The sequence below is a fragment of the Pseudoalteromonas sp. 20-MNA-CIBAN-0454 genome (assembly GCF_040308685.1).
GTDB classification, from domain to species: domain Bacteria; phylum Pseudomonadota; class Gammaproteobacteria; order Enterobacterales; family Alteromonadaceae; genus Pseudoalteromonas; species Pseudoalteromonas nigrifaciens.
The window spans coordinates 63,047-85,290 of sequence record NZ_JBEOOB010000011.1 but is presented as its reverse complement, the minus strand read 5'-3'; the positions used below and the strand labels follow the sequence as shown (position 1 = coordinate 85,290).

Below are 22,244 nucleotides of genomic sequence, written 5' to 3'. Positions count from 1 at the left end.
ATGGAAAGGTAAGCAGCAAAATCATAAAAGCCCCAATGTTTTAAATAATGGGGCTTTTTACTCACTAAAGATTAATCTTCGTCAATAGTGTTTGCGTAGTCTTCTGCATTTAGTAGGTTTTCAAGCTCAGACTCATCTGATGCTTTAATGCGAAATAACCAGCCGTCACCAAACGCGTCGGTGTTAACTGTTTCAGGTGCGTCTTCTAGCTCTTCGTTAATTGCAACAATTTCGCCACCAATTGGTGCGTAAATGTCTGATGCTGCTTTTACCGATTCTGCTACTGCACACTCTTCGCCTGCATCTACTTCGTCGCCTACTTCTGGAAGTTCTACGAATACCATGTCGCCAAGTAACTCTTGCGCATGTTCAGTAATACCAACAGTAAACGTACCGTCACCTTCGTTGCGAACCCACTCGTGTGAAGAGGCATACTTTAACTCGCTAGGGATATTGCTCATTTTGTTTTGTCCTTTGGTTTATATTGGGTGATAGCACCAAAATTAAATTTATTTATACTTTAAAGTATTGATTTACCGTTACGTACAAAGCCAGGCTTTACTACTTTTACGGTAACTAATTTTTTACGCATTTCTACCTGAGCGGTGTCGCCCGTTGAACGTGGTACACGTGCAAGCGCTACACTGTAACCCAGTGTTGGTGAAAAAGTGCCAGAAGTAATAACACCTTCGCCACCATCAACAATTACTTTAGAGCCACTGCGCAAGATACCTTTTTCTTCTAGCACTAGGCCTACTTGTTTATCAGTGCTTTGGTCGGCGCGTTGTTGTACTAGTACATCACGGCCAATAAAGTCACGACTTTGTGGTTCCCATGCAATAGTCCAAGCCATGTTAGCCGCTAGTGGCGATACGCTTTCGTCCATATCTAGGCCATAAAGGTTCATGCCCGCTTCTAAACGTAGCGTGTCGCGTGCGCCTAAACCTGCTGGTGCAACTCCTGCGTCTAACAGTTGTTGCCATAAATCGGCAGCTTGCTCTTTTGGCACTACAATTTCGTAACCGTCTTCGCCAGTATAACCCGTTGTGGCAATAAATAAATCACCTGTTTGCACGCCAAAAAACGGTTTCATACCCTCTATTGCTGCATTTTGCTCAGCTGTTAATAATGTGGCAGTTTTAGCTTTAGCGTTAGGGCCTTGCACTGCAATCATGCCAAATTCGTTACGCTCTGTAACGGTAACGGCAAAATCGGCTGATATTTTAGCAAGGTGAGCTAAGTCTTTTTCGCGGGTTGCTGAGTTAACAACTAGGCGATAAGAGGTGTTACTGAAAAAATAAATTATTAAGTCGTCAATTACGCCGCCTTGCTCATTTAGCATTGGGGTATATAACGCTTTACCAGGTACGGTAAGTTTAGCAACATCGTTTGCTACTAGTTTTTGTAAAAATGCTTGTGCTTGCTCGCCTTGTATATCAACAATGGTCATGTGCGATACGTCAAACATACCGGCATCGTTGCGTACTGCATTATGCTCTTCTATTTGCGAGCCGTAGTTAATTGGCATTTCCCAGCCATGAAAATCAACCATTTTAGCGCCCGCTTCAAGGTGCTTAGCATAAAGTACTGTTTTAGAAGTCATGATATTCCTTCACTTTTAAATTAACCCAGTTATTTGGGCGTGGCCTCAATTTAATGAGGGGGAATAATATGGCCTGCGTTTAACGCCTGCCAAATTGTAATTAAACACAGCCAAATATTAATACTAAGCTGTGAGCACCCAAGTTAGGGTGAATATTTTACGCTGCAGCGCCTTGAATAAGGGCAAAGCCTTGGGCTTGCATATACTCTTGCCACTTTTGCAGCTCAGGAGTTTTAGCCACCAGTACAAATTGTTGCTGGTCGTTTTTATTTATGGCTGTGATAAATACGTCACCGCTTTGCGTACCGTAACATAATTGTGCATCTGAAAGACGTAAACCCGGCGTTAATTTAAAGGCTTCTACAATTGAGTCAAAGGCATTACTGCCGCTTAAAATAAAGCTTGCTAGGTCAGTACGCATAACATAATCAATGTCATAACGCAGTTGTTGCTCGTTTATAAGTGCTTGTAATTGCAGACTTGCGCAGTGCGGTAATATAAATCTAAAAGCGGTTTCGCTAAAGCAGTAAACGGCATAGCTATAATCAGAATTAAAATCGCCATCAAGGGTGCCAATTAAACCCAAACCACTGGCAGTTAACTTAGTTAAATCGTGGCCTAGTATATTACTTAAAAATACCGAGGCTTCTGTGCCGCTAAAGTCTATTACAACGTGGTTGTTGCTGGCCTGCAAAGAATTAATAACCGCGCTGTTAGCTTTGCTATGGCGGGCAAACATAATGGGGCTAAAAGTCATAACAAACACCTATCAAACTTATAATATCAAAAGTATATTGCTCCCGCTGTACAACAACAAATTGTAATTATTAATCAATTGATAAATAATGCTTATATATATGGCGATATTAATTGTGATTTTAAATATGAAAAACATTTCAACAGATAGTTTACGCACTTTTGTAATGGTAGTAGAGGCTAGCGGCTTTGCTAAAGCCGGCGATTTACTTGGCTTATCGCAACCTGCGGTTAGCCTGCAAATAAAGCGCTTAGAAGATTTGCTCGGTTATAAATTATTTAAAAAACAAGGCCAACGCCAAGTGCTTAATCAATATGGCGAGCTATTATTGCCAATGGCTAAACAAATGATGCAACACAACGATGCCATTTTGCAGCTATTTACCTCAGAAAGTATTACCGGCCGAGTACGTTTGGGTATTCCAAGCGAATTTGCAGCGCGTATTTTACCCTCTATTATTGGCGACTTTGTAGCTTTATACCCTGAAGTATCGCTGGAAGTTAAATCGCGTTTAAGTAAGCATTTATTATCGCAAGAACGCCAAGATCAGTTTGATTTAGTACTGGCACTCAACGAGCAGCTCGACTCGGAGCAATTTCCTATTTTTAAGCAAGATCAGCTGGTATGGGTGGGCGACTTGTCGCTGGCACAAAACGACACTGTTACTTTGGTTACCGCTCCCGAGGGGTGTATTTACAGACGCCGAGCTATAGAGGCGCTAGAAAGGTCGGGAATAAAGTATCGTATTGTGTATAGCAACGCCGATTTAACTGGGCTTATTGCTGCGCTAAAAGAAGGCTTAGGCATTACAGTGCTGGCTAAAAGTACTGTACCAAACGAGCTAAACTATCAACTTAAAACCAAATTTTTACCATCCTTGGGTGATATTGGTATTAGCTTAGTAAAAACGGCCAGTGAGCCAGAAAATGCCGTTTTTAAACTGGCCGAATTTATAAAACTTCGCTTAGGCTAACCTGCTTTATACACATACTAGCCAACAAACCTTCATATATTAAAAGTTATATATATGAAGATTTTTAGTTATAAAAACTTACACACGCAAACACTGAATAACATTGATTCTCATTCGTTAACGTGTTTAAATTGCGCCAATTTAGTTAATTGACCCAATTTAGGATAGTCTCAATGGCACATAAGTTTTTAGTATCTACCCTTGCAACTGCGGTTGCCTTGTCTATTAGTGCAACTGCAATGGCAAAAGATATGGGTAAGGTAGAGCGTAACTTTGAACAAATTACAGTTATAGGCTCACAACAAGCTATTAACGATATTCCGGGCTCTGCAACGTTTATTTCGGATGCTGAGCTGCAAAAATTTGAATTTACCGACATTTCTCGTGTTTTAGCCTCTGTACCTGGTGTTTACGTACAAGAAGAAGACGGCTACGGCCTGCGCCCTAATATAGGTATGCGCGGAACTGGCACTGGTCGTAACGACAAAATATCAGTAATGGAAGATGGTGTACTTGTAGCACCTGCGCCTTACTCGGCTCCTTCGGCTTATTACTTCCCTACTATGGGCCGCATGGAGTCTATTGAAGTATTAAAAGGTGCTGCATCGGTTAAATATGGTCCACGTACTACAGGCGGCGTTTTAAACTTATTATCGCGCAGCTTACCAACCGAGCCTAATAGCTCAACAGGTATGCTTGATGCTGCCTTAGGTAGCGATGGCTACTATAAAGGCCATGCTTATTTTGCCAAAGAAAAAAACAATACCGCGGGTTTAATTGAAGTATTTACCTACGGCGCAGATGGTTTTAAAGACCTGCCAGTTGGCGATGACAACACCGGCTTTGAAAAAACTGACTTACTATTAAAGTTAGGCCATACATTTGGTAAAAATGACGCGCATAACCTTGAGCTAAAAATTAAGTATTCAGACGAAACATCAGACGAAACTTACATGGGCTTAACCGATGCCGATTACCAAGCAACGCCATACCGTCGTTATGCGGCATCGCAAAATGATGAAATGAATACCCGTCACAATGCTTATCAACTTAACTATGCATATCGCTTTGGTGCAGGTTACGAACTACTTGCTACGGCATATTTAAACGACTTTCATCGTAACTGGTATAAAGCCAGTAAAGTAAGCGAAAGCTACCTTGAGCAGTACAGCGAATTTGAAGCCAACCCTACCGCACAAGGTATTGAAGGCATTGCTATAAAAGCAAATAACCGCGACTACCAAGCTAAAGGTATTCAGTCTGAGCTGCATATTCCTGCTGGCAATCACTATATAACTGTGGGTATGCGTTACCATGAAGACGAAATGGATCGCTTTCAGTGGCAAGACGAGTACACGCTTAATCAAGACTTAAGCATGACACTGACAGAGCGCGGAGTTCCGGGTTCTGACAGTAACCGCGTAGATAGTGCCACTGCACGTACTTTATTTATTCAAGACGAATGGACGCTAGATGCATTGGTGATCAGTGCTGGCCTGCGCTTCGAAGACATTACGATTACCCGTGAAGAGTGGGCAAAGTCGGATCCTACACGCAGCAATGGTTTAACTAAAAATGTGTCGAACGACACTGATATTTTAGTGCCGTCACTCGGTGCAACTTACACAGTAAACGACAACATCACTCTACTTGCTGGTATTCAACAAGGTTATGCACCAGCCGCGCCGGGTAATGCCGACCAAGAAGAAGAAAAAAGTGTAAATATTGAATTTGGTTCACGCTATAACGTAAGCGGTATTAATGGTGAAATTATTGCGTTTTATTCTGATTACGACAACATGCACGGTAATTGTACTGCCGCTGTAGGGTGTAGCGATGAGAACATTGGCGATCAATATAACTATGGTGAAGTAGCTGTTTCTGGCGTTGAATTTAGTGCAGGCCATACTTTTAACACCGATACTGTTATGTTCCCGGTTAAGCTAACTTACACCTACACCGATTCTGAATTTAAAAACACTTTTGATTCAGAAATTTGGGGCACAGTAGAAAAAGGCGACGCTATGCCTTACGTGCCAAAAAACCAAGTAGCACTCTCTATGGGTGCTGAATTATCAGCATTTGTTGTACACAGCCAACTGCGCTATGTATCTGACTCACATGCAGATTTAACCGACTCTGGCTTAAATGCTATTAATAGCCGTGTGGTATGGGATTTAGCCGCTAAATACCGCATCGACGACAATCAAAAAGTATACTTAAGCGTTGATAACTTGTTTGATAAAACCTACATTGCTAATCGTGCTAATGGCGGTATTCAACCAGGTAAGCCTCGTACCCTACAGTTGGGCTACAGCTACTCATTCTAAGTTAAAAGCTGGTTAAACGGCTCACTAACAGCGTTAATAATTTTTTATGCAGGAAACACTACACATCTAAATTATTGCCTTGTTATTGAACCGTTTATAACAACCGCATTAAATTACGAACACAAAAAAACCGAGGTTGAATTTTCAACCTCGGTTTTTTTATTGCTTAAACGAGCCAGTTAATAACTTAGTTATTAACGCTACGTTGGCGTAATACTTCAAATAAACAAATACCTGTGGCTACCGATACGTTTAAGCTTGAAACTGTTCCCGCCATAGGTATTTTAACTAACAAGTCGCAATGCTCGCGGGTTAAACGGCGCATGCCTTCGCCTTCGGCACCCATAACAATAGCCATTGGCCCTGTTAAGCTGGCATCAAATACGTGGTTATCTGTTTCGCCTGCAGTGCCTACAACCCAAACACCAGCGTCTTTAATTTCGCGCAATGTACGTGCAAGGTTAGTAACCTGAATAAGCGGTACTGTTTCGGCTGCGCCACAGGCAACTTTACGCGCTGTGCCGTTAAGCTTAGCTGAGCGATCTTTAGGTACAATTACAGCATGTACGCCAGCGGCGTCGGCACTACGTAAACATGCACCTAAGTTATGCGGATCAGTAATGCCATCAAGCACTAACAAAAATGGAGTATCTTCACGTGCAATAATCGCATCAAGATCTTTTTCGTTAAACGTTGGTGCTGCTTTTACGTTGGCAATAATACCTTGATGCTGCTCGCCTTTTGATTTGCTATCAAGGGCTTTGCGTTGCATGTACTGTACTGAAATACCAAATTTAAGTGCTTCATCAATAATCGGGGTTGAGCGTTTATCGTCACGCCCTTTAAGCGCGTAAATTTCTACAAAACGCTCTGGTTCGCTTGCTAAAATCGCTTCAACAGAATGAAAACCAAAAATCAATTCATTACTCACGTATTTTCTGCTCCTGGGGTATTACGTTTGCGGGCATTTTTGCCTACTCTTTTAGGCTTTTTAACGGCCTTTTTTTTCGGTTTTTTATTTGCTGTGGCATCTACTGCTTTTTTGTCAGCTGGTTTAGTTGCCGACTTATTTGCAGGTTTACCTTTATCTTTGCTTGCTGGCCTTTTTTTACCTTTAGGTTTTTCATCGCCATGCGATTTTTTACCCGGTACTTTGCCTGCTTTTAACTGTGAGCGTACACTCGCAGGTGCATGCTCAGATTTATCAGTGCCTTTTGGCCCACGGCGGCGCGTGTATCGGTCTTGCGCTTTATCGCCTTTAAGGGTTAAGTTTATGCGTCTGTCTTCTAAGCTAACCGATGCAACACTTACCGTTACTTTATCGCCAAGGCGATATACTTTGTGCGTTTGCTCGCCTATTAAACAATGTTTTGCGGCATCATGGGCAAAAAATTCATTGCCTAAGTTGGCAACATGAATAAGGCCATCAATTTGCAAATCATCTAAACGAATGAATAAACCAAAATTGGTTACCGATGAAATAACACCATCAAACTCGGTGCCAACGTGATCTTGCATAAACTCACATTTTAACCAATCGGCTACTTCGCGAGTAGCATCGTCGGCGCGGCGCTCTGTGGTAGAACACTGCTCACCTAACTTATCTACTTCGTCATCTGTGTATGCGTATTCGCCTGAAGTATGTTGGCCTTGTGCTTTTAGTACCGCTTTTATAGCACGATGCACTACTAAGTCGGGGTAACGACGAATTGGTGAAGTAAAGTGCGCATAAGCAGATAAAGCTAAACCAAAGTGGCCTATGTTATCTGGTTGATACACAGCTTGCTTCATTGAGCGCAGCAGCATGGTTTGAATAAGCTCTGCTTCTGGGCGATCGCCTAAACGAGCTAGCACTTGAGTAATTTCTTTAGGTGTTGGCTCGTCGCTTAACGTGCTCTCAATACCAAGTTCGCCTAAAAACTTAGTAAAGTTACCTAGTTTTTCGCTATCTGGCTCGTCATGGACACGAAATAGCGCGCTGGCTTCGTGTTTTTCAAGTAATTTAGCCGCCGATACGTTGGCTAAAATCATACATTCTTCAATAAGTTTGTGCGCATCGTTACGAATAACCGGCACTATCGATTCTATTTTACGCTGTGCGTTAAATACAAAACGAGTTTCGAGAGTTTCAAACTCAATTGCACCACGCTCTTGGCGAGCCGATTTAAGCGCTAAATACATTTGCTGTAAATCGGTTAAATGTGGCACTACATGCGCATATTCTTTACGTAGTTTTTCATCGTTTTGTAAAATGGCATTTACTTTGGTGTAAGTTAAACGTGCATGCGAATTCATTATCGCTTCGTAAAACTTATAACCCGAAAGCTTGCCCGAATCTGACACTGTCATTTCGGCAACCATACATAAGCGATCAACTTCAGGGTTAAGCGAACATAAGCCGTTAGACAATACTTTAGGCAGCATAGGAATTACTTGCTCAGGAAAATACACTGAGTTACCGCGCTCTATGGCTTCTTTGTTTAGCGGGGTGTTCATACCTACGTAATGCGACACATCGGCAATAGCAACCCATAAACGCCAACCACCTGACTTTTTAGGCTCACAATAAACGGCATCATCAAAGTCGCGTGCGTCTTCGCCATCTATGGTTACTAAAGGTAGGTCGCGTAAATCTACGCGGTTTTGCTTGTCAGCCTCGTCAACAAATTCGCCAAGGTGGGCTACTTGCGCTTCAACTTCTTCAGGCCAAACGTGCGGAATATCGTGGTTACGCAGGGCAACTTCTATTTCCATACCTGGGGCTAAATGCTCGCCAAGTACGTCAATTACTTTACCTACCGCGTTCATATTTCGGGTGGGGTTTTGCGTTATTTTAACTTGCACCATTTGGTTGTGGCGCGCGCCGTTTTCGCTTCCCGGTAAAATCATTATGTCTTGGGTAATACGCGGATCTTCGGCAACCACTACGGCAATACCATGCTCAACAAAATAGCGGCCAACAATAGGCGCGCGCTCGTTGGTAAGTACTTTTATAATACGTGCATCGCATTTTGAGCCAGAGCCACGTTTAGTGCCTTTAGCAAGTACAATGTCGCCATGTAACACCATGTTCATTTGGTGCTTAGCAATAAACCAATCTTTATTCTCGCCTTCAACTTCTAAAAAGCCAAAACCGTCTCTGTGGCCTACTACTTTGCCTTTAGTTAAACCGGCTTCGTCAATTAGGGCGTAACATTTATGCTTATTAAAATACAGCTGACCGTCACGTTCCATAGCACGAAGGCGGCGTTTAAATGCGATTTGCCGTTCTTCATCGTTTACCGCTAGTTCTTCACATAACTGTGCATAGTTAGCAGGTTTTGAACGCTCTTGAAGGTGAGTAAGTATAAACTCACGGCTAGGGACTGGGTTTTCGTACTTTTCTTGTTCTCGACTGAGATTTGGATCTTGGTTTGACATTCACTATCTTGTTAGTTTGGTTATGTAGGTATTTTAACCCATATAGCTAAAATGAGACAGGTAAAAGCTATTAAACTTTTAATAAAGCACTTTTACCTTACTTTTTGTATTTAAAAACTTAGCCTAACCGGGCTTAACCCGCCCTTAATTTTGTGGCGGGTTTATTCTGCTATAAGTTAAAATTAGTAACTAAAATTAGTAGCTCAAACAAACTCATCAAGGCCTGTTTGACGCTAAGTTAGAATTATTTTTGCTGTAAATTTTTCCATAACAATTTACTGATATTATCGATAAAGATCGGATCTTCTGTTTCCATGGTTAACACTATTTGTTTATTCATTTGGGTTTTATTTTGAGCGTAAATCCAACGGTTTTTATTAAACTGTTGTGCAAAGCCCAGCGCACCTGCTTGTAATTGAGCTTCATCGGCAAAAATAGCTTCTACTACTTTGTTATCTAATAACTCTTGTGCCCCTACTCGCATACCCGACATAGCTAAACGGTTAAAAAAGGCTTGTGGAATAGCTTTATTAATAATAGGAAACATTGAGGGTAAAAATGGCACCATCACATCGACTTCAGGAAAACAAAAAAATCCCTTATCAGATTTCATTAGCCTAAAATCACAAGCGCAGGCCAATACTGCACCATTACCAAAAGTATGGCCGTTTAACGCGGCAATAATCGGCATAGGAAACGTAATAATGCGTTTTAATAACGCGGTTACATCGCTCATAAAGCCGGCAATTGTTTCTGGGGTATTACTCGTATTAGCCATCCACTCTAGATCGATTCCCAATGACCAATTTTTTTCACTGTTAGATGTAAGCACCACCGACTTAATATTTTTATCGGCTTCTATTTGATCAAGATGCTGATTAAACTCAGCCAAAAACTCTGGATTATGGCGGTTTTCGGGGGTATTCATGGTTAAAACGGCCGTGCTTTCTTCGGTTTTTATTGCTATAAAACGTGTCATTTATTCCCTCATTTTTCATTATTTTAATTATTAATGCTGTTTCAGCAGCGCGTTTTTGTTATTAATACACTCAAGCTTGGTTTAGTGTTTTTACGCACAACTTTACAAATAAACGTTTAATTCCTGTATTTATCAATTTTAAACGCAGTAACCTACTAACGAGTGTAAGCTAAACGAATATTAAAAGTAAATTCGATTTTAGTTACATTACCTTAAATACAACTAACTTTGCTTACATTTGTCACGAAAACTCAAAAACTCATCTTAACCATTGTCTGCAATATTTAGATGAGCCAACATAAGGAAATAACATGCAGTCGCAACAGCAAAGTTTAATTTACCTACACATTGCCGTATTACTCTTTGGCGGCACTGCGCTATTTGCAAAGTTAATTGGTTTAAATGCACTCGACATTACCGTGTATCGTGCAGCCATAGCCGGCATCGCTATTTTTATTTTGCTCGGCATGCAAAAAAAGCCGATTAAGCTAAACCAAGGTAAAGATTACTTAATTGCCCTGTTACTCGGTGTGGCAGTAGGCATACATTGGGTAACTTATTTTGCGGGAATGCAACTTGCTGGGATCACCATTGGTATGTTGGCTTTTTTTAGCTACCCGGTAATAACCGTGTTTTTAGAACCGTTTTTTCATAAAAGTAAGCCCAAAGCAAAAGACATTATTAGTGCGGCGGTAGTGTTAATCGGCATTTATTTATTAATACCTAATGCAAATTTAGGGAATGATGTAACACTTGGGGTGATCACTGGGGTTATTTCGGCGTTCTTTTTTGCCATTCGTAATATCATTCATAAGCGCTATTTTAATCAATACGGTGGCCCGCAAACCATGTTTTATCAAACCTTGATTGCCAGCCTAATGCTTTGCGCGTTTATTGAAGTGCCTATTTATGCGACCACTAATCACGATTTGGTGCTTATTTTAGTTGCGGGAGTTATATTTACCGCAGCTCCACACTCATTATTTGCTGCCAGTTTAAAGCATTTATCGGCGGCAACCGCGGGGCTAATTGCTTGCCTTCAGCCACTTTACGGCACATTATTAGCTATTATTATTTTGCATGAGCGCCCCTCTATCACCACTTTTATTGGTGGTGCATTAATTGTTAGCGCTGCTTGTTTTGAAACTTGGTCTATTGCACGGAAATCACGCCAATGAAAGTATTTGCCCATCGCGGTGCCAGTGGGCACTTTCCAGAGAACACCCAAAGCGCCATTATGGCGGCCTTACAAATAGGCGTTGACGGCATTGAAGTAGATGTACAAAGCGCACTTGATGATTACATGATCATTCACGACACTTGGCTTGATAGAACCACTAACGGCGTAGGTAAAGTGTGTAACTTTACTGCTGCTCACATTATGCAACTCAATGCTGGTAATGGCGAAAAAGTACCAACTTTACAGCAACTTTTTGATTGGAATAATAATCAAACACTCTTAAATTTAGAGCTAAAACATACTTTTAATCTTGAACAGTTTGCTACTCAAGTTGAAAAAAACATTACAGAAAAACGCATATCAGCAGATAACATTTTAGTGTCGTCGTTCGATCATCATCAACTAGCCTGGTTAAAAAAACGCTTACCTTGGCTAAAAATGGGTGCACTAACGTCATCTATACCAATTAATTATGCAAAGTTTGCTGAAGACTTAGGCGCGTACAGTGTTCATGTAGATAAAAACTTTATAAATAAAACCTTTGTAGATGATGCAAAACAACGTGGTTTAATAATTTATGCGTACACTGTAGACAAACAACAAGATATAAAGCTGATGCTAGATTTAGGTGTGGATGGTATTTTTACAAATTATCCGGCACAAACTAAAGCTTACTTAGGTGATTAATAATAACCAAATGGTCTGTACATAATGAGTAGCTATATGCGAATTTATAATTTTTTAGAAAAAACACTTTTTTTTACCTTAACGCGCAAAATTGTGGGTAATTTAAGTTTTGTATTTTTATTTCAGGCTATTACTTTATTTTGGCTGTATGAAAGCTTAACCCTAAACCAACAAAGTACTGGGTTATTTTGGGCATTAGCTTTAGTGATTGTGGCTGGCTTTATTTTCACCCTATTTTATATGCGATTTTTAATGGTGCGCCCAGTAAAGGCAATGCGCGACACGCTAATAAATATAAACCAGCAAGATGCAGACTTATCAGCAAAGTTACCCCATTTTACTTATGATGAGTTTCGTGAACTAAGCGAGCAATACAATCTTTTTACTACTCATTTAAATCAGCTACTAAACACAACCTACAATAGCGCCCAAGCTGGTGTGCAAAGTACCGAGCAAGTAACTCAGTCTATGCAACAGACTGAGCAATTAAGCGGACAACAAATACATTTAAGCCATACAATTATAAATGCCAGCAACCAAATAGCGCAGAGCTTACAAAATATAGTAAGTAATACCGACAGCGTGCATAAAGTAAATAATGAGCATTTAAATTTTGTTAAGCTTTCGGCAACAGAGTTGTCGGCCTTAGTGCAACAAGTAAAATTAATAACCGATATGCTAACCGGCTTTTCGGCAACTATTTCAGGCTTAAAAGAAAACAGTGAAAACATTCGTAGCATTTTAAAAATGGTGGAAGAGTTTTCTGATCAAACCAATCTACTAGCCCTAAATGCCGCCATTGAAGCAGCAAGAGCCGGTGATGCGGGACGTGGTTTTGCGGTAGTTGCCGATGAAGTGCGTACTCTTTCAATTAAGGTAAGTGGTGCAACGCGGCAAATTAGTGATTTTATAAACCAAATGAACGAGCTAGTAAACGAAACAAATAAAGAGTCAGAGCAATTAATTACTCACTCACACAATGCGCAAAAATCAATTAATAGTACTTCTAATGGTTTTACTAATATGCTTACTGAATTTGAGCATAACCAGCAACAGTTACAACAAATTGCCGAGGCTGTGCACTTACTTGAGCAAACACAAAATCAAACCCACCAATCGGTAGAGCATATTGTAGCGCTTGGCGAGCAAGCCAAACAAACCATAGATACAGCACTTAATGATTGCCAACAATCACAAACCCTCAGCCAACAAACACAACAACAACTAAAACGCTTTGTGCAGTAATACCTATTTTATTAAAAATAGGTATTTGCTAACAAGCTTATGGGTATAACAAGCGTTTTACCCATAAGCTAAATATGTTAAATTACCCAGCTATTTATTTAACCGTGTGATGCATGTGAGCGACACAGTTCCTGATTATAAAAACCTTGCCCAACAAATTAAAGCGTGGGGACAAGAGCTTGGCTTTAGCGAAGTAGGTATTACTGATATAGACTTAAGCAAGCATGAAACGCAGCTGCAACGTTGGCTCGACGCCGGCTACCATGGCAATATGGATTACATGGCCGCTCATGGTATGAAACGCGCTCGCCCTGCTGAGTTAGTGCCCGGAACGCAGCGTGTTATTTCGGTAAAAATGAATTACCTGCCCCCCGATGCAGGTTTTGCCAAAACCCTTAAAAACTCAGAAAAAGCGTATATAAGTCGCTATGCTCTTGGCCGCGACTACCATAAATTAATGCGTAATCGCTTAAAAAAATTAGGCCAAAAAATAGAGCTCGAAATTGGCGAATACGGTTTTAGGCCTTTTGTCGACTCAGCCCCGGTACTTGAGCGCCAACTTGCTGAAAAAGCAGGCTTGGGCTGGCGCGGTAAACACTCATTACTTATTAATAAAGAAGCCGGTTCTTGGTTTTTTTTAGGTGAGTTATTTGTTGATTTACCGCTGCCCATAGATGCAGAAAACACCTTTGAAGGCTGTGGTAAATGCGTAGCCTGCATAACACTATGCCCAACTGGCGCTATTGTTGAGCCCTACGTGGTAGATGCACGTAAGTGTATATCGTACTTAACCATTGAGCTACAAGGCCCTATTCCAGAGCAATACCGAACATTATTAGGTAACCGCGTTTATGGTTGTGACGACTGCCAATTAGTTTGCCCGTGGAATCGTTATGGCCAACTTACCGACGAAAATGATTTTCATCCGCGCATTCAATTAAAAGATAAAGACCTGCTTGAGCTGTTTGCTTGGGATGAAGCCACTTTTTTAAAAAACACCGAAGGCAGCCCTATTCGTCGTATTGGCCACGAGCGTTGGTTGCGTAATTTGGCTGTAGGCTTAGGTAATGCTGAATTTAGCCCTAGCATTATTCATGCCCTAGAAGATAAAAGCTTAGCTTGCAGTGAACTGGTTTTAGAGCATATAAATTGGGCGCTGCAACAGCAACGCAATAAGCAAGGTACTATACTGCGTAAAACCGCAAGGCTTATCAGAATTGTTGAAAAAGGCCTACCCCGCGACGCTTAAATGTTTAGGTGTGGAGTAAGCACTTTTAATTAATCGCTACGGTTATAAGTGCTTACCAAAAATAGTTAAGCTGTAAGGGTTATTATCCATAATGGCCACCTGTGGTAACTCGCCCCACACACTAAAATTAAAGTGTTTAAATAGTTTAATACTGGGTAAATTATGACTAAAAATGAACCCTAGCAGCACTTTAATATTAAGTTGCTTAGCTTGCGTTTGGGCAAACTCCATCAGTGTTTTACCTAAACCTTTGCCTTGTGCTTTAGCGGTAATATAAATACTTATTTCTACCGTGCCTTCGTAAGCTACGCGCCCATAAAACGGTTTATAACTAAGCCATGCTAACACTTGGTCATTTTCAGAATATACATAAATTGGCCGCTGAGAAGTGTGACTATCAAACCAAGCTTGCTTGTCGGTAACGCTTACCTCTTCGGTATCGGCGGTAACCATTCTGCTGGCAATGGTTTCGTTATAAATTGCGACTATAGTTTTTAAATCTTCTGGGCGTGCTAAACGGATTGTCATAAGGTCTAGATAAGGTTGATCAGTTGCGTTTATATTAGCGTATTATTGAGGCTATAAACAATATGTAACCTTTTAACTTTAGGCATTAAAAATGATAAAAATAATATTATTAGCATTAATGGCGTTACTTTTACCCACATTAGCTCAAGCGCAAAGCACGGCTGAGCACCCCATTAAAAAACAAAATAACTGCCAAGACTTTACTAACGTTACTTTGCGTAAACTACGCTCAAAAGAGTTTGTTAACTTATGCCAATTTGAAAACCAACCGCTGCTAATTGTTAATACAGCGAGTAACTGTGGCTTTACGCCGCAATTTGCAGGGCTTGAAGCGGTTTATAATAAATATAAAGATCAAGGCTTAGTGGTATTGGGATTTCCTTCTGATGATTTTTTTCAAGAAGAAAACAACGAGCAAGACACCGCCAAAGTCTGCTTTGTTAATTACGGGGTTACTTTCACTATGTTTGCCACCAGCGCAGTGCGCGGCAGCGATGCAAACCCTATTTTTAAACACTTAAATAGCCAAACCAGCTCACCTAATTGGAATTTTTATAAGTATTTAGTGTCTGCTGATCGTAAAACAATTACGCGCTTTAACAGTAAAGTAGCCCCCGAATCAGAAAAACTAACTGCAGCAATTGAAGCGACATTAGCTATTAACTAGGTTAAAACCGTTACAATTAGTTTAAACTAACTAAAATACACGTTAGTATGATTAAAAAACAACCAGATTAATTATTAGGAGATTTTATGACAGTGGCAAGCGCAAGACATATATTAGTAGATAGTGAAGCACAGTGTTTAGATTTAAAAGAAAAAATTGAACAAGGTGAAGACTTTGCTGTGTTAGCAAAAGCACACTCTAACTGTCCTTCAGGTCAAGATGGCGGTGCTCTTGGTGAGTTTGGCCCAGGTATGATGGTGCCAGAGTTTGATAAAGTGGTGTTCTCTGCGCCAATTAATCAAGTACAAGGCCCAGTACAAACACAGTTTGGTTACCATTTACTTGAAGTAACCAGCCGTTCAGAGTAACTTATTCTGTACTGTAAATTTTGAAAAAAGCCGCTTATGCGGCTTTTTTATGGAGTAATTATGCAACTATTTGGTTCTGTTACCTCGCCTTATGTACGCCGTATTAGAATATGGGCGCTGGAAAATAACTGTGATTTAGAGTTTATTAATCTGGATATTTTTTCAGCGCAAGATCGCCCAACTATGGTGAGCAAAAACCCAGCACGCAAAATCCCTATTCTCGTAGATGGCAATTTAACCCTTAGTGATTCAAACTCAATACTGCGTTATTTACTTGAAAAAACAGCACAGCCAAAATTAACTTGGCCGCAAGAGCACTTACTTACCACTATTAATGCCTGTAATGACTCTTTAGTGGAAATGCTTTTATGCCAGCGCTCTGGTTTTGATACGCAAAGTGATGCGTTATTTTTTAATTTGCAAAACGAACGTATTGTTGAAACATTACACTTTTTAAATGATCATTTAACTGATGATGAATTTAAAGGCTGTGAATACCTCAACATCAGTTTATACTGCCTGCTTGATTGGATTTGCTTTCGTGAACTAACCGACATTAGTCAGCATTCAGCGCTTGTTGCTTTTTATGAGCAATATGGCCAACGCCAAGCAGCAATAAATACCAGTCCTAGTCATTAATTTAAAAAGGTAAACACATGAGCGATATCGAGATTGAATCAGAACTAGTCAACTTTGTTGAAAAAGTACGTATGAGCGAAGTAATTTGGGCACTAGGTGCAGAAGATAATGGCTTTGTAGTGTGTGATTCAAATCAATTTGACGAGACTGACGTATTACTACTTTGGGAAAGCGAAGCGGCTGCTAAAGCTCAGTGTAAAGACGAGTGGAAAGAGTACAGCCCAGTAGAAATTGGCCTTGATGAATTTTTAGATGAATGGGTTGAAGACCTAAACGAAGACAATGCTTTAGTTGGCCTTAACTGGAATGACGACCAAGTATGCGTAGAAATTGAACCAGTAGGTTTAGCACGCGCATTAAGTGAATAATTCACTATAGCTTAATTAATAAAGCATAAAAAAAGCCAACTGCATTCGTGCTAGTTGGCTTTTTTGTTTTAATTAATTAGGTATAAGTATTTATACCCAAAACATACTCGCATCTTGCTATGTTTTGGGTATAAAATGTATTTTGTCATTATTTTCAAGGTACACCGTTGAAAACCCATCTTGGTCGCCGTCCTTTTTCAGCTATGGAGCTGCACACACTTTACACTGGCTATATTTATGGCGATATGCGCGTGGTGCGTGAACAAGCAAAACATTGGCATTTTTGGTTGCCATTAATTGCTTACTATACGGGCGCTTATAGTGACGAAATAGGCTGTTTAACACTTGATGACTTAACTGTTGAGCAAAACATTTTATGTTTTAGTTTTCATACCCACGGAAAAATAAAACCGCGACTTATTCCTGTACATCAAGCGCTAATTAATGCTGGCTTTAACGACTATTTAGCATTTATAAAAAGCCAAAACCAACAGCGATTAATGTTCGACTTGCCAGCTAAAACCGGTCGCTACAGCGAAAAAGTTCGCATTTGGTTTAGCGGCGAAGGCGAGCGCGCTGGTTACTTACAAAAATGTGCAATTCCAAACATTGACCAACTCGGAATGAAAACCGCTATAAGTAGCCTGCGGCTTAACTTTGAGCAGCAAGTACGTATTTATGCACTGCAAGCTAACTCTAAAGACGCGTTTAATTATTTAATGGGCTTTAACGAATACCCACACCCAAATTATAGCAATGTAGCAGTGTTAAATAGCATAATTGGGCAAATTCGCGTTATTAACTCACAACTGCATTGGCAGCGCTTTATCAATCGCGATAGTCACTGACAAACTTTGTTACTATTTACTCGTCCAAATCCGGGGTTATTCGATTACTCCATAAAAGAAAGCTGCTAGGATATCCGCATATAATACCGTTTCTATTGAAGTAGCGTGGTAACGCTGTCTACTTTAGTCATTTATAACAATAATAAACTAGGGATACTATGTTTCTTAAAAGCCTCTTAACCGTAAGTGTTGCATTCGCGATGAACGCAGCAAATGCTAACGAATTTGTAATTGAAAAACTCGCAAAACCAAGCAGTCAATCAGTGTCGTTAACACTCGATCCAAGCCAAGATAACTTTAGCGGAATGACTGAAATTATTTTAGAAGTACTCAAGCCAACTAACTACATAGAGCTAAACGGCGTGGCTTACGCAACTAAAATGGCACAATTACTTGGCGAGCAAAATTGTGACTTAAACAGCGAAATGCTCAAAACCGGTAAAGTAAAATTTAGCTGTGATGAGCAAATTCAGCCGGGTAAATACACCTTAAAAATTGATTTTTCAGCGCCATATAATCGCCAAAGTGTTGGGCTATATAAAACATTAGATCAAGGTACACCTTACTTATTTACTCAGTTTGAAATGAGTGATGCGCGCCGTGCATTTCCGGTGTTTGACGAGCCAAGCTACAAAATTCCATTTCAGCTCACTATTACCGCGCCTACCTCACAAAAAGTATATGCCAATACACCTGAGCTTAAAACTACAGTAAATGGCGACATGACCACCCACTTTTTTGATAAAACACCGCCTATTCCTTCTTATTTAGTAGCAATGGCTGTGGGCCCTTTTGAAGAGCTTAATGTTGAAGGTATGTCGGTGCCAGGGCGCGTAATTACCCCACAAGGTAAAATTCATTTAGCCCAGTACGCAAAAGAAAACATGCCAAAAGTACTAGGCGCACTTGAGGCGTATTTTGGTATTCCTTATGTGTATCAAAAACTAGATTCGGTGGCTGTACCTGAATTTCCGTTTGGTGCCATGGAAAACTCAGGACTTGTAACCTACCGAGAAGATATTTTATTGGTTGATTTAGCTGCCGCTACGCGCAGTAAAAAACAACGCAATGTGTCTATTATTGCTCACGAACTTGCACACCAATGGTACGGTAACTTAGTAACGATGAAGTGGTGGAACGATTTATGGTTAAACGAAGCGTTTGCTAGTTGGATGGCGGCAAAAATTACCAAGCAACTAAACCCTGAATTTGAATCGCACCTAGATTTACCACAAAATAACGTTATGCCACTTGATGCGCGTTTGAGTACTAAACCAATTCGTAAACCAATTAAAACCGAAGCCGATATTATGGATGGTTTAGGCCTTGCTTATAGCAAAGGTAGCTCGGTACTTGCTATGGTTGAAAACTGGATAGGTGAAGAGGCCTTTCAAAAAGGTATTCAAAATTACTTAAAAGAATTTTCCTATAAAAATGCCGAAGCTGCCGATTTATGGCAAGCACTTGGCAAAGCTTCTAATAAAGATGTAGCGAGTGTTTTAAAATCGTTTATTGAGCAATCTTCCTACCCACTGATTAAAGTAGCTCAGCAAGGTAGTAAAATAACTATATCGCAAAGTCGCTTTGTAAATGCCGGTGTTGATGCGCCTGAGCAATTATGGAATGTGCCTGTTGCAATTAAATATGGCGCGGGCGATAAAGTAAAAACAGCGAACGTATTACTTAATAAACAAAGCCAAACGCTAGATTTAGATTTTGCACCCGAGTGGATTTATCCCGATCAAGGCGCATTGGGTTATTACCGCTGGGTGATGGACGATGCACAGTTTAGTGCGCTTATCGACAATGCTGCTGACAAGCTAGATGACCGCGAACGTTTAGCGTTATTATCTGCTACCGATGCACTACTTGATGCTGGTGTTATATCGGCCGCTAAGTTAATGCAAACGCTTGAAGTATTTATAAGCGACAGCCACCCTCGCGTTGCTAATACCGCGCTGGGCTATTTAGTATCGCAACAACGCACCTTTAAAGACGATAGCAATAAAGACTTATGGCCTAAATTTATTCGTGGTGCAGTAACCCCTGCGGCTAAAAAATATGGCTTAGAGGCAAAAGTAGGTGAAGATGGCGCTATTTCACAACTTCGAGCTGCGGTTGTATCGCGTTTAGGTTTTGATGGCGAAGATCAAAATGTGATCAATAAAGCAAAACAGCAAACTCAGGTTTATTTAAACGATCCACAAAAAGTAGACCCGTACTTAGCAGGTACTTATTTAACTTTAGCTGCTTTTAACGGCGATAAAGCGTTGCTTGATCAATTTATGGCAACCTTTAAAACCACCAAAGATCCACAAGTACGTACTAATATGCTCTCGGCTATGGGCTACTTTGCAAAACCTGCACTGCAAAAAGCAGTATTGGCTTACAGCTTAACAGATGAAGTAACCGCATCCGACATGCGCACTATTTTAGCAGGACAAAGCTATACTGATGAGCGCCAAGCGCTGTTTATTGACTGGGTTTACAGTAATTACGATAAAGTAACAGCAAGCTTACCGCCGTTTTTTATCCCTAACCTACCGTATTTTACAACTGCAAATTGTGATGCAAATAGCTTTGCCACAACACAAAGCTTCTTTAATACTAAGTTAGCTGAAATACCAGGTTACGCTCGTACTTTAAGTAAGCTAGAAGAAAGTACTAATGATTGTATTGCACTGAAAAATCGTGAGCTTGAATCGGTTAATAACTTCTTAAAAGGTAAGTAGCTATATTAGGGTTCTAGGTTTTATTTTAGAGCCTAGAGCTGATAACAAAACCAAGCTTCGTAGCTAATAATTTACTGCGAGCTTGGTTTGTTTTTTACTAATACCTAGCATTTTGCGCTGTGGTGTTAAATTTACCAGGCTTTAAAAAAGCGCGGCATACTGCCTTGCCTACTTATAACCTAAACCTAGCTTGGCCGATATTTTGTTAAATCTGAAGCCTGAAAGCTGATTTATAAACCTTTACTATTACCCGCCTAAAATCATCGTTAGTTTAGCAATAAAATCTTTTGCTGCTTGTTCAGAGTTTATTTTAAACGCGACACCATAATGAATCGGCTGTGCACTTTTATAAATACGCGTAGGAAAACGCGTCATTTCGCTACTATGAAAGTAGCCCTGAGTACGCACTACCCCATCAATATCGGTAAAATCATCACTAAACACTTCAAACGCTGGGCGAATTATAATTTTACCTTTGCCGCCTTCACTGTGCGTGTAAAACGCTTCTTTTGAATTAACTAACATGTATTCGGCAATATTCTTTATTTTAAAATTACTTCTACACTCTAATTTAATTAGCTGCTCAGTAAGCTCGTCTGCACTATAAGCCACGTTGTAATCCCTATTAGTTAAATTTGCGCATAACCTTAACGCATACGCATTATAAAGTCTGAAATTTATTTAAATTAGTCCTCAGCTACATCACAAACAAAAGCAAGTTTGTCGTTGTTATAACTCATACGGGTAATATTGGTATGGCAATAGGGTGTTAAATCCAGCCATTGCGATACAGTGTTATTGCCACTAAGGTTACGTTGGTAAACACGGTTGTTAAGCGCATAAGCCAGCGTACTGTCGTCTTTTAAGATAAAGTCTTGTACTTGTAGCGGCAATCTAAGTAAGTTTTCTACCTGCTTAGTTTGTGGGTTAAAACGCGCTACAATATGTTGCTCATTTTGGGTGTAACTAAATATAAACTGCGCCATTGTATGATTGTAAATAAGCGTACGACCAATGTTTTTTGCCACAACTTGCCCTTTTGCCGCTGCAACCAAGCTATATTGTAATGTATGTGGCTCACCTAAAATAAACATGACTAAATCGTTATTTATACCCCATGCGTGATATCCCACTGGCTCTATCCAGTCAAAAATACGACTTGCTGCAACTTCGCTATCAAGCGGATATTGCCATAGCTTTTGCTTGCCATTGGCCTCTACCACAATTGCCGATAAGCTTTGTTTATTTGGCATTACGGTTGGTGAGTATTCGCTTACTGGCGTATTGGTTATATTAATAATTTGTTTTGTTGCAAAGTCGTAGTAAGCAATATCGGTTTGGCTTTGCTCAACACTTAATACTTCATGGGTAAAGTAAACACCATTATTGTGTATATGAGGCTGATTATTATAACTATCACTGTCGCTCACAATAGTAACTTGCAGGCCATAAGGAGTATTTAAATCGGCTAATAATACTTGGCTTTTGGGCATACTTGCCTGTGCTACTGAGAGCGTTAAAGCGCTTATTGAAAACAACCCTAGTAGTGGTTTTAAAAATTTCATGCTCTATCTCGTTTTATTTTTAAGCACCCCATGATAACGTTATTTGCTGATTACGTCACTTGACCTAGACCAGCAACATCTTTATAACTAACCGGGTCTTATAAAA

21 protein-coding genes are annotated in these 22,244 nt (G+C 40.2%); 12 read left to right on the top strand and 9 right to left on the bottom strand.

Annotated features, from left to right (window positions below; translation table 11 throughout):
- Positions 1 to 71: 71 nt before the first annotated feature.
- The 3 genes from gcvH to AAEZ22_RS07565 form a co-directional block, all read right to left on the bottom strand.
- Positions 72 to 461, bottom strand: a complete 390-nt coding sequence (gcvH, locus tag AAEZ22_RS07575) for a glycine cleavage system protein GcvH (RefSeq protein ID WP_011329122.1) — start codon at positions 459 to 461, stop codon at positions 72 to 74.
- Between the two features lie 59 nt (positions 462 to 520).
- Positions 521 to 1,603, bottom strand: coding sequence for a glycine cleavage system aminomethyltransferase GcvT (gene gcvT / locus AAEZ22_RS07570; protein WP_011329123.1), 1,083 nt, complete (start codon positions 1,601 to 1,603; stop codon positions 521 to 523).
- Positions 1,604 to 1,760: 157 nt separating this feature from the next.
- Complete coding sequence (locus tag AAEZ22_RS07565; protein WP_011329124.1) at positions 1,761 to 2,360, bottom strand: hypothetical protein; 600 nt, start codon at positions 2,358 to 2,360, stop codon at positions 1,761 to 1,763.
- A 127-nt stretch (positions 2,361 to 2,487) separates the two neighbouring features.
- Here AAEZ22_RS07565 and AAEZ22_RS07560 point away from each other — a divergent pair, with 127 nt between their 5' ends.
- Complete coding sequence (locus tag AAEZ22_RS07560; protein ID WP_011329125.1) at positions 2,488 to 3,333, top strand: LysR family transcriptional regulator; 846 nt, start codon at positions 2,488 to 2,490, stop codon at positions 3,331 to 3,333.
- A gap of 173 nt (positions 3,334 to 3,506) precedes the next feature.
- Positions 3,507 to 5,663 (top strand): TonB-dependent receptor family protein, encoded by a 2,157-nt coding sequence (locus tag AAEZ22_RS07555; protein ID WP_179808115.1) that lies wholly within the window; start codon positions 3,507 to 3,509, stop codon positions 5,661 to 5,663.
- 187 nt (positions 5,664 to 5,850) lie between these two features.
- On the opposite strand, the gene rlmB is transcribed toward AAEZ22_RS07555, so the two are convergent.
- From rlmB to AAEZ22_RS07540, 3 genes are all read right to left on the bottom strand, one after another.
- On the bottom strand, positions 5,851 to 6,594 hold the full coding sequence (rlmB, locus tag AAEZ22_RS07550; RefSeq protein WP_011329127.1) for a 23S rRNA (guanosine(2251)-2'-O)-methyltransferase RlmB: 744 nt from the start codon (positions 6,592 to 6,594) through the stop codon (positions 5,851 to 5,853).
- Complete coding sequence (rnr, locus tag AAEZ22_RS07545; RefSeq protein WP_011329128.1) at positions 6,591 to 9,083, bottom strand: ribonuclease R; 2,493 nt, start codon at positions 9,081 to 9,083, stop codon at positions 6,591 to 6,593. Before rnr ends, rlmB begins: the two co-directional genes overlap by 4 nt.
- 244 nt (positions 9,084 to 9,327) lie before the next feature.
- Positions 9,328 to 10,062, bottom strand: coding sequence for an enoyl-CoA hydratase/isomerase family protein (locus AAEZ22_RS07540; RefSeq protein ID WP_011329129.1), 735 nt, complete (start codon positions 10,060 to 10,062; stop codon positions 9,328 to 9,330).
- Between the two features lie 311 nt (positions 10,063 to 10,373).
- Here AAEZ22_RS07540 and AAEZ22_RS07535 point away from each other — a divergent pair, with 311 nt between their 5' ends.
- From AAEZ22_RS07535 to queG, 4 genes are all read left to right on the top strand, one after another.
- A complete protein-coding gene (locus tag AAEZ22_RS07535) occupies positions 10,374 to 11,240 on the top strand; it encodes a DMT family transporter (RefSeq protein ID WP_352296711.1) in 867 nt (288 codons plus the stop codon).
- A complete protein-coding gene (locus AAEZ22_RS07530) occupies positions 11,237 to 11,929 on the top strand; it encodes a glycerophosphodiester phosphodiesterase (protein ID WP_193038433.1) in 693 nt (230 codons plus the stop codon). The genes AAEZ22_RS07535 and AAEZ22_RS07530 overlap by 4 nt, the downstream gene beginning before the upstream one ends.
- A gap of 24 nt (positions 11,930 to 11,953) precedes the next feature.
- A complete protein-coding gene (locus tag AAEZ22_RS07525; protein WP_041454561.1) occupies positions 11,954 to 13,174 on the top strand; it encodes a methyl-accepting chemotaxis protein in 1,221 nt (406 codons plus the stop codon).
- Between the two features lie 109 nt (positions 13,175 to 13,283).
- Positions 13,284 to 14,423: a tRNA epoxyqueuosine(34) reductase QueG gene (gene queG, locus AAEZ22_RS07520; protein WP_231617922.1), complete on the top strand. Its 1,140-nt coding sequence runs from the start codon at positions 13,284 to 13,286 to the stop codon at positions 14,421 to 14,423.
- A 42-nt stretch (positions 14,424 to 14,465) separates the two neighbouring features.
- Here the strand turns inward: queG and AAEZ22_RS07515 are convergent, their stop codons facing one another.
- Positions 14,466 to 14,951 (bottom strand): GNAT family N-acetyltransferase, encoded by a 486-nt coding sequence (locus AAEZ22_RS07515; RefSeq protein ID WP_011329134.1) that lies wholly within the window; start codon positions 14,949 to 14,951, stop codon positions 14,466 to 14,468.
- Positions 14,952 to 15,042: 91 nt separating this feature from the next.
- Between AAEZ22_RS07515 and AAEZ22_RS07510 the strand changes: the two genes are divergently transcribed.
- From AAEZ22_RS07510 to AAEZ22_RS07485, 6 genes are all read left to right on the top strand, one after another.
- Entirely contained in the window at positions 15,043 to 15,618 is a 576-nt protein-coding gene (locus AAEZ22_RS07510) for a glutathione peroxidase (protein WP_011329135.1), read from the top strand.
- A gap of 86 nt (positions 15,619 to 15,704) precedes the next feature.
- Complete coding sequence (locus AAEZ22_RS07505; protein WP_011329136.1) at positions 15,705 to 15,986, top strand: peptidylprolyl isomerase; 282 nt, start codon at positions 15,705 to 15,707, stop codon at positions 15,984 to 15,986.
- Positions 15,987 to 16,046: 60 nt separating this feature from the next.
- Entirely contained in the window at positions 16,047 to 16,625 is a 579-nt protein-coding gene (locus AAEZ22_RS07500) for a glutathione S-transferase family protein (protein WP_011329137.1), read from the top strand.
- A gap of 17 nt (positions 16,626 to 16,642) precedes the next feature.
- Positions 16,643 to 16,993 (top strand): DUF2750 domain-containing protein, encoded by a 351-nt coding sequence (locus tag AAEZ22_RS07495; RefSeq protein WP_011329138.1) that lies wholly within the window; start codon positions 16,643 to 16,645, stop codon positions 16,991 to 16,993.
- Between the two features lie 167 nt (positions 16,994 to 17,160).
- Positions 17,161 to 17,841: a site-specific integrase gene (locus tag AAEZ22_RS07490; protein ID WP_011329139.1), complete on the top strand. Its 681-nt coding sequence runs from the start codon at positions 17,161 to 17,163 to the stop codon at positions 17,839 to 17,841.
- Positions 17,842 to 17,999: 158 nt separating this feature from the next.
- Positions 18,000 to 20,573, top strand: a complete 2,574-nt coding sequence (locus tag AAEZ22_RS07485) for a M1 family metallopeptidase (protein ID WP_193038438.1) — start codon at positions 18,000 to 18,002, stop codon at positions 20,571 to 20,573.
- A 246-nt stretch (positions 20,574 to 20,819) separates the two neighbouring features.
- Here AAEZ22_RS07485 and AAEZ22_RS07480 read toward each other — a convergent pair whose 3' ends face one another.
- Both AAEZ22_RS07480 and AAEZ22_RS07475 read right to left on the bottom strand, forming a co-directional pair.
- Complete coding sequence (locus AAEZ22_RS07480; protein WP_011329141.1) at positions 20,820 to 21,185, bottom strand: hypothetical protein; 366 nt, start codon at positions 21,183 to 21,185, stop codon at positions 20,820 to 20,822.
- Positions 21,186 to 21,259: 74 nt separating this feature from the next.
- A complete protein-coding gene (locus AAEZ22_RS07475; RefSeq protein ID WP_011329142.1) occupies positions 21,260 to 22,138 on the bottom strand; it encodes a hypothetical protein in 879 nt (292 codons plus the stop codon).
- Positions 22,139 to 22,244 lie beyond the last annotated feature (106 nt).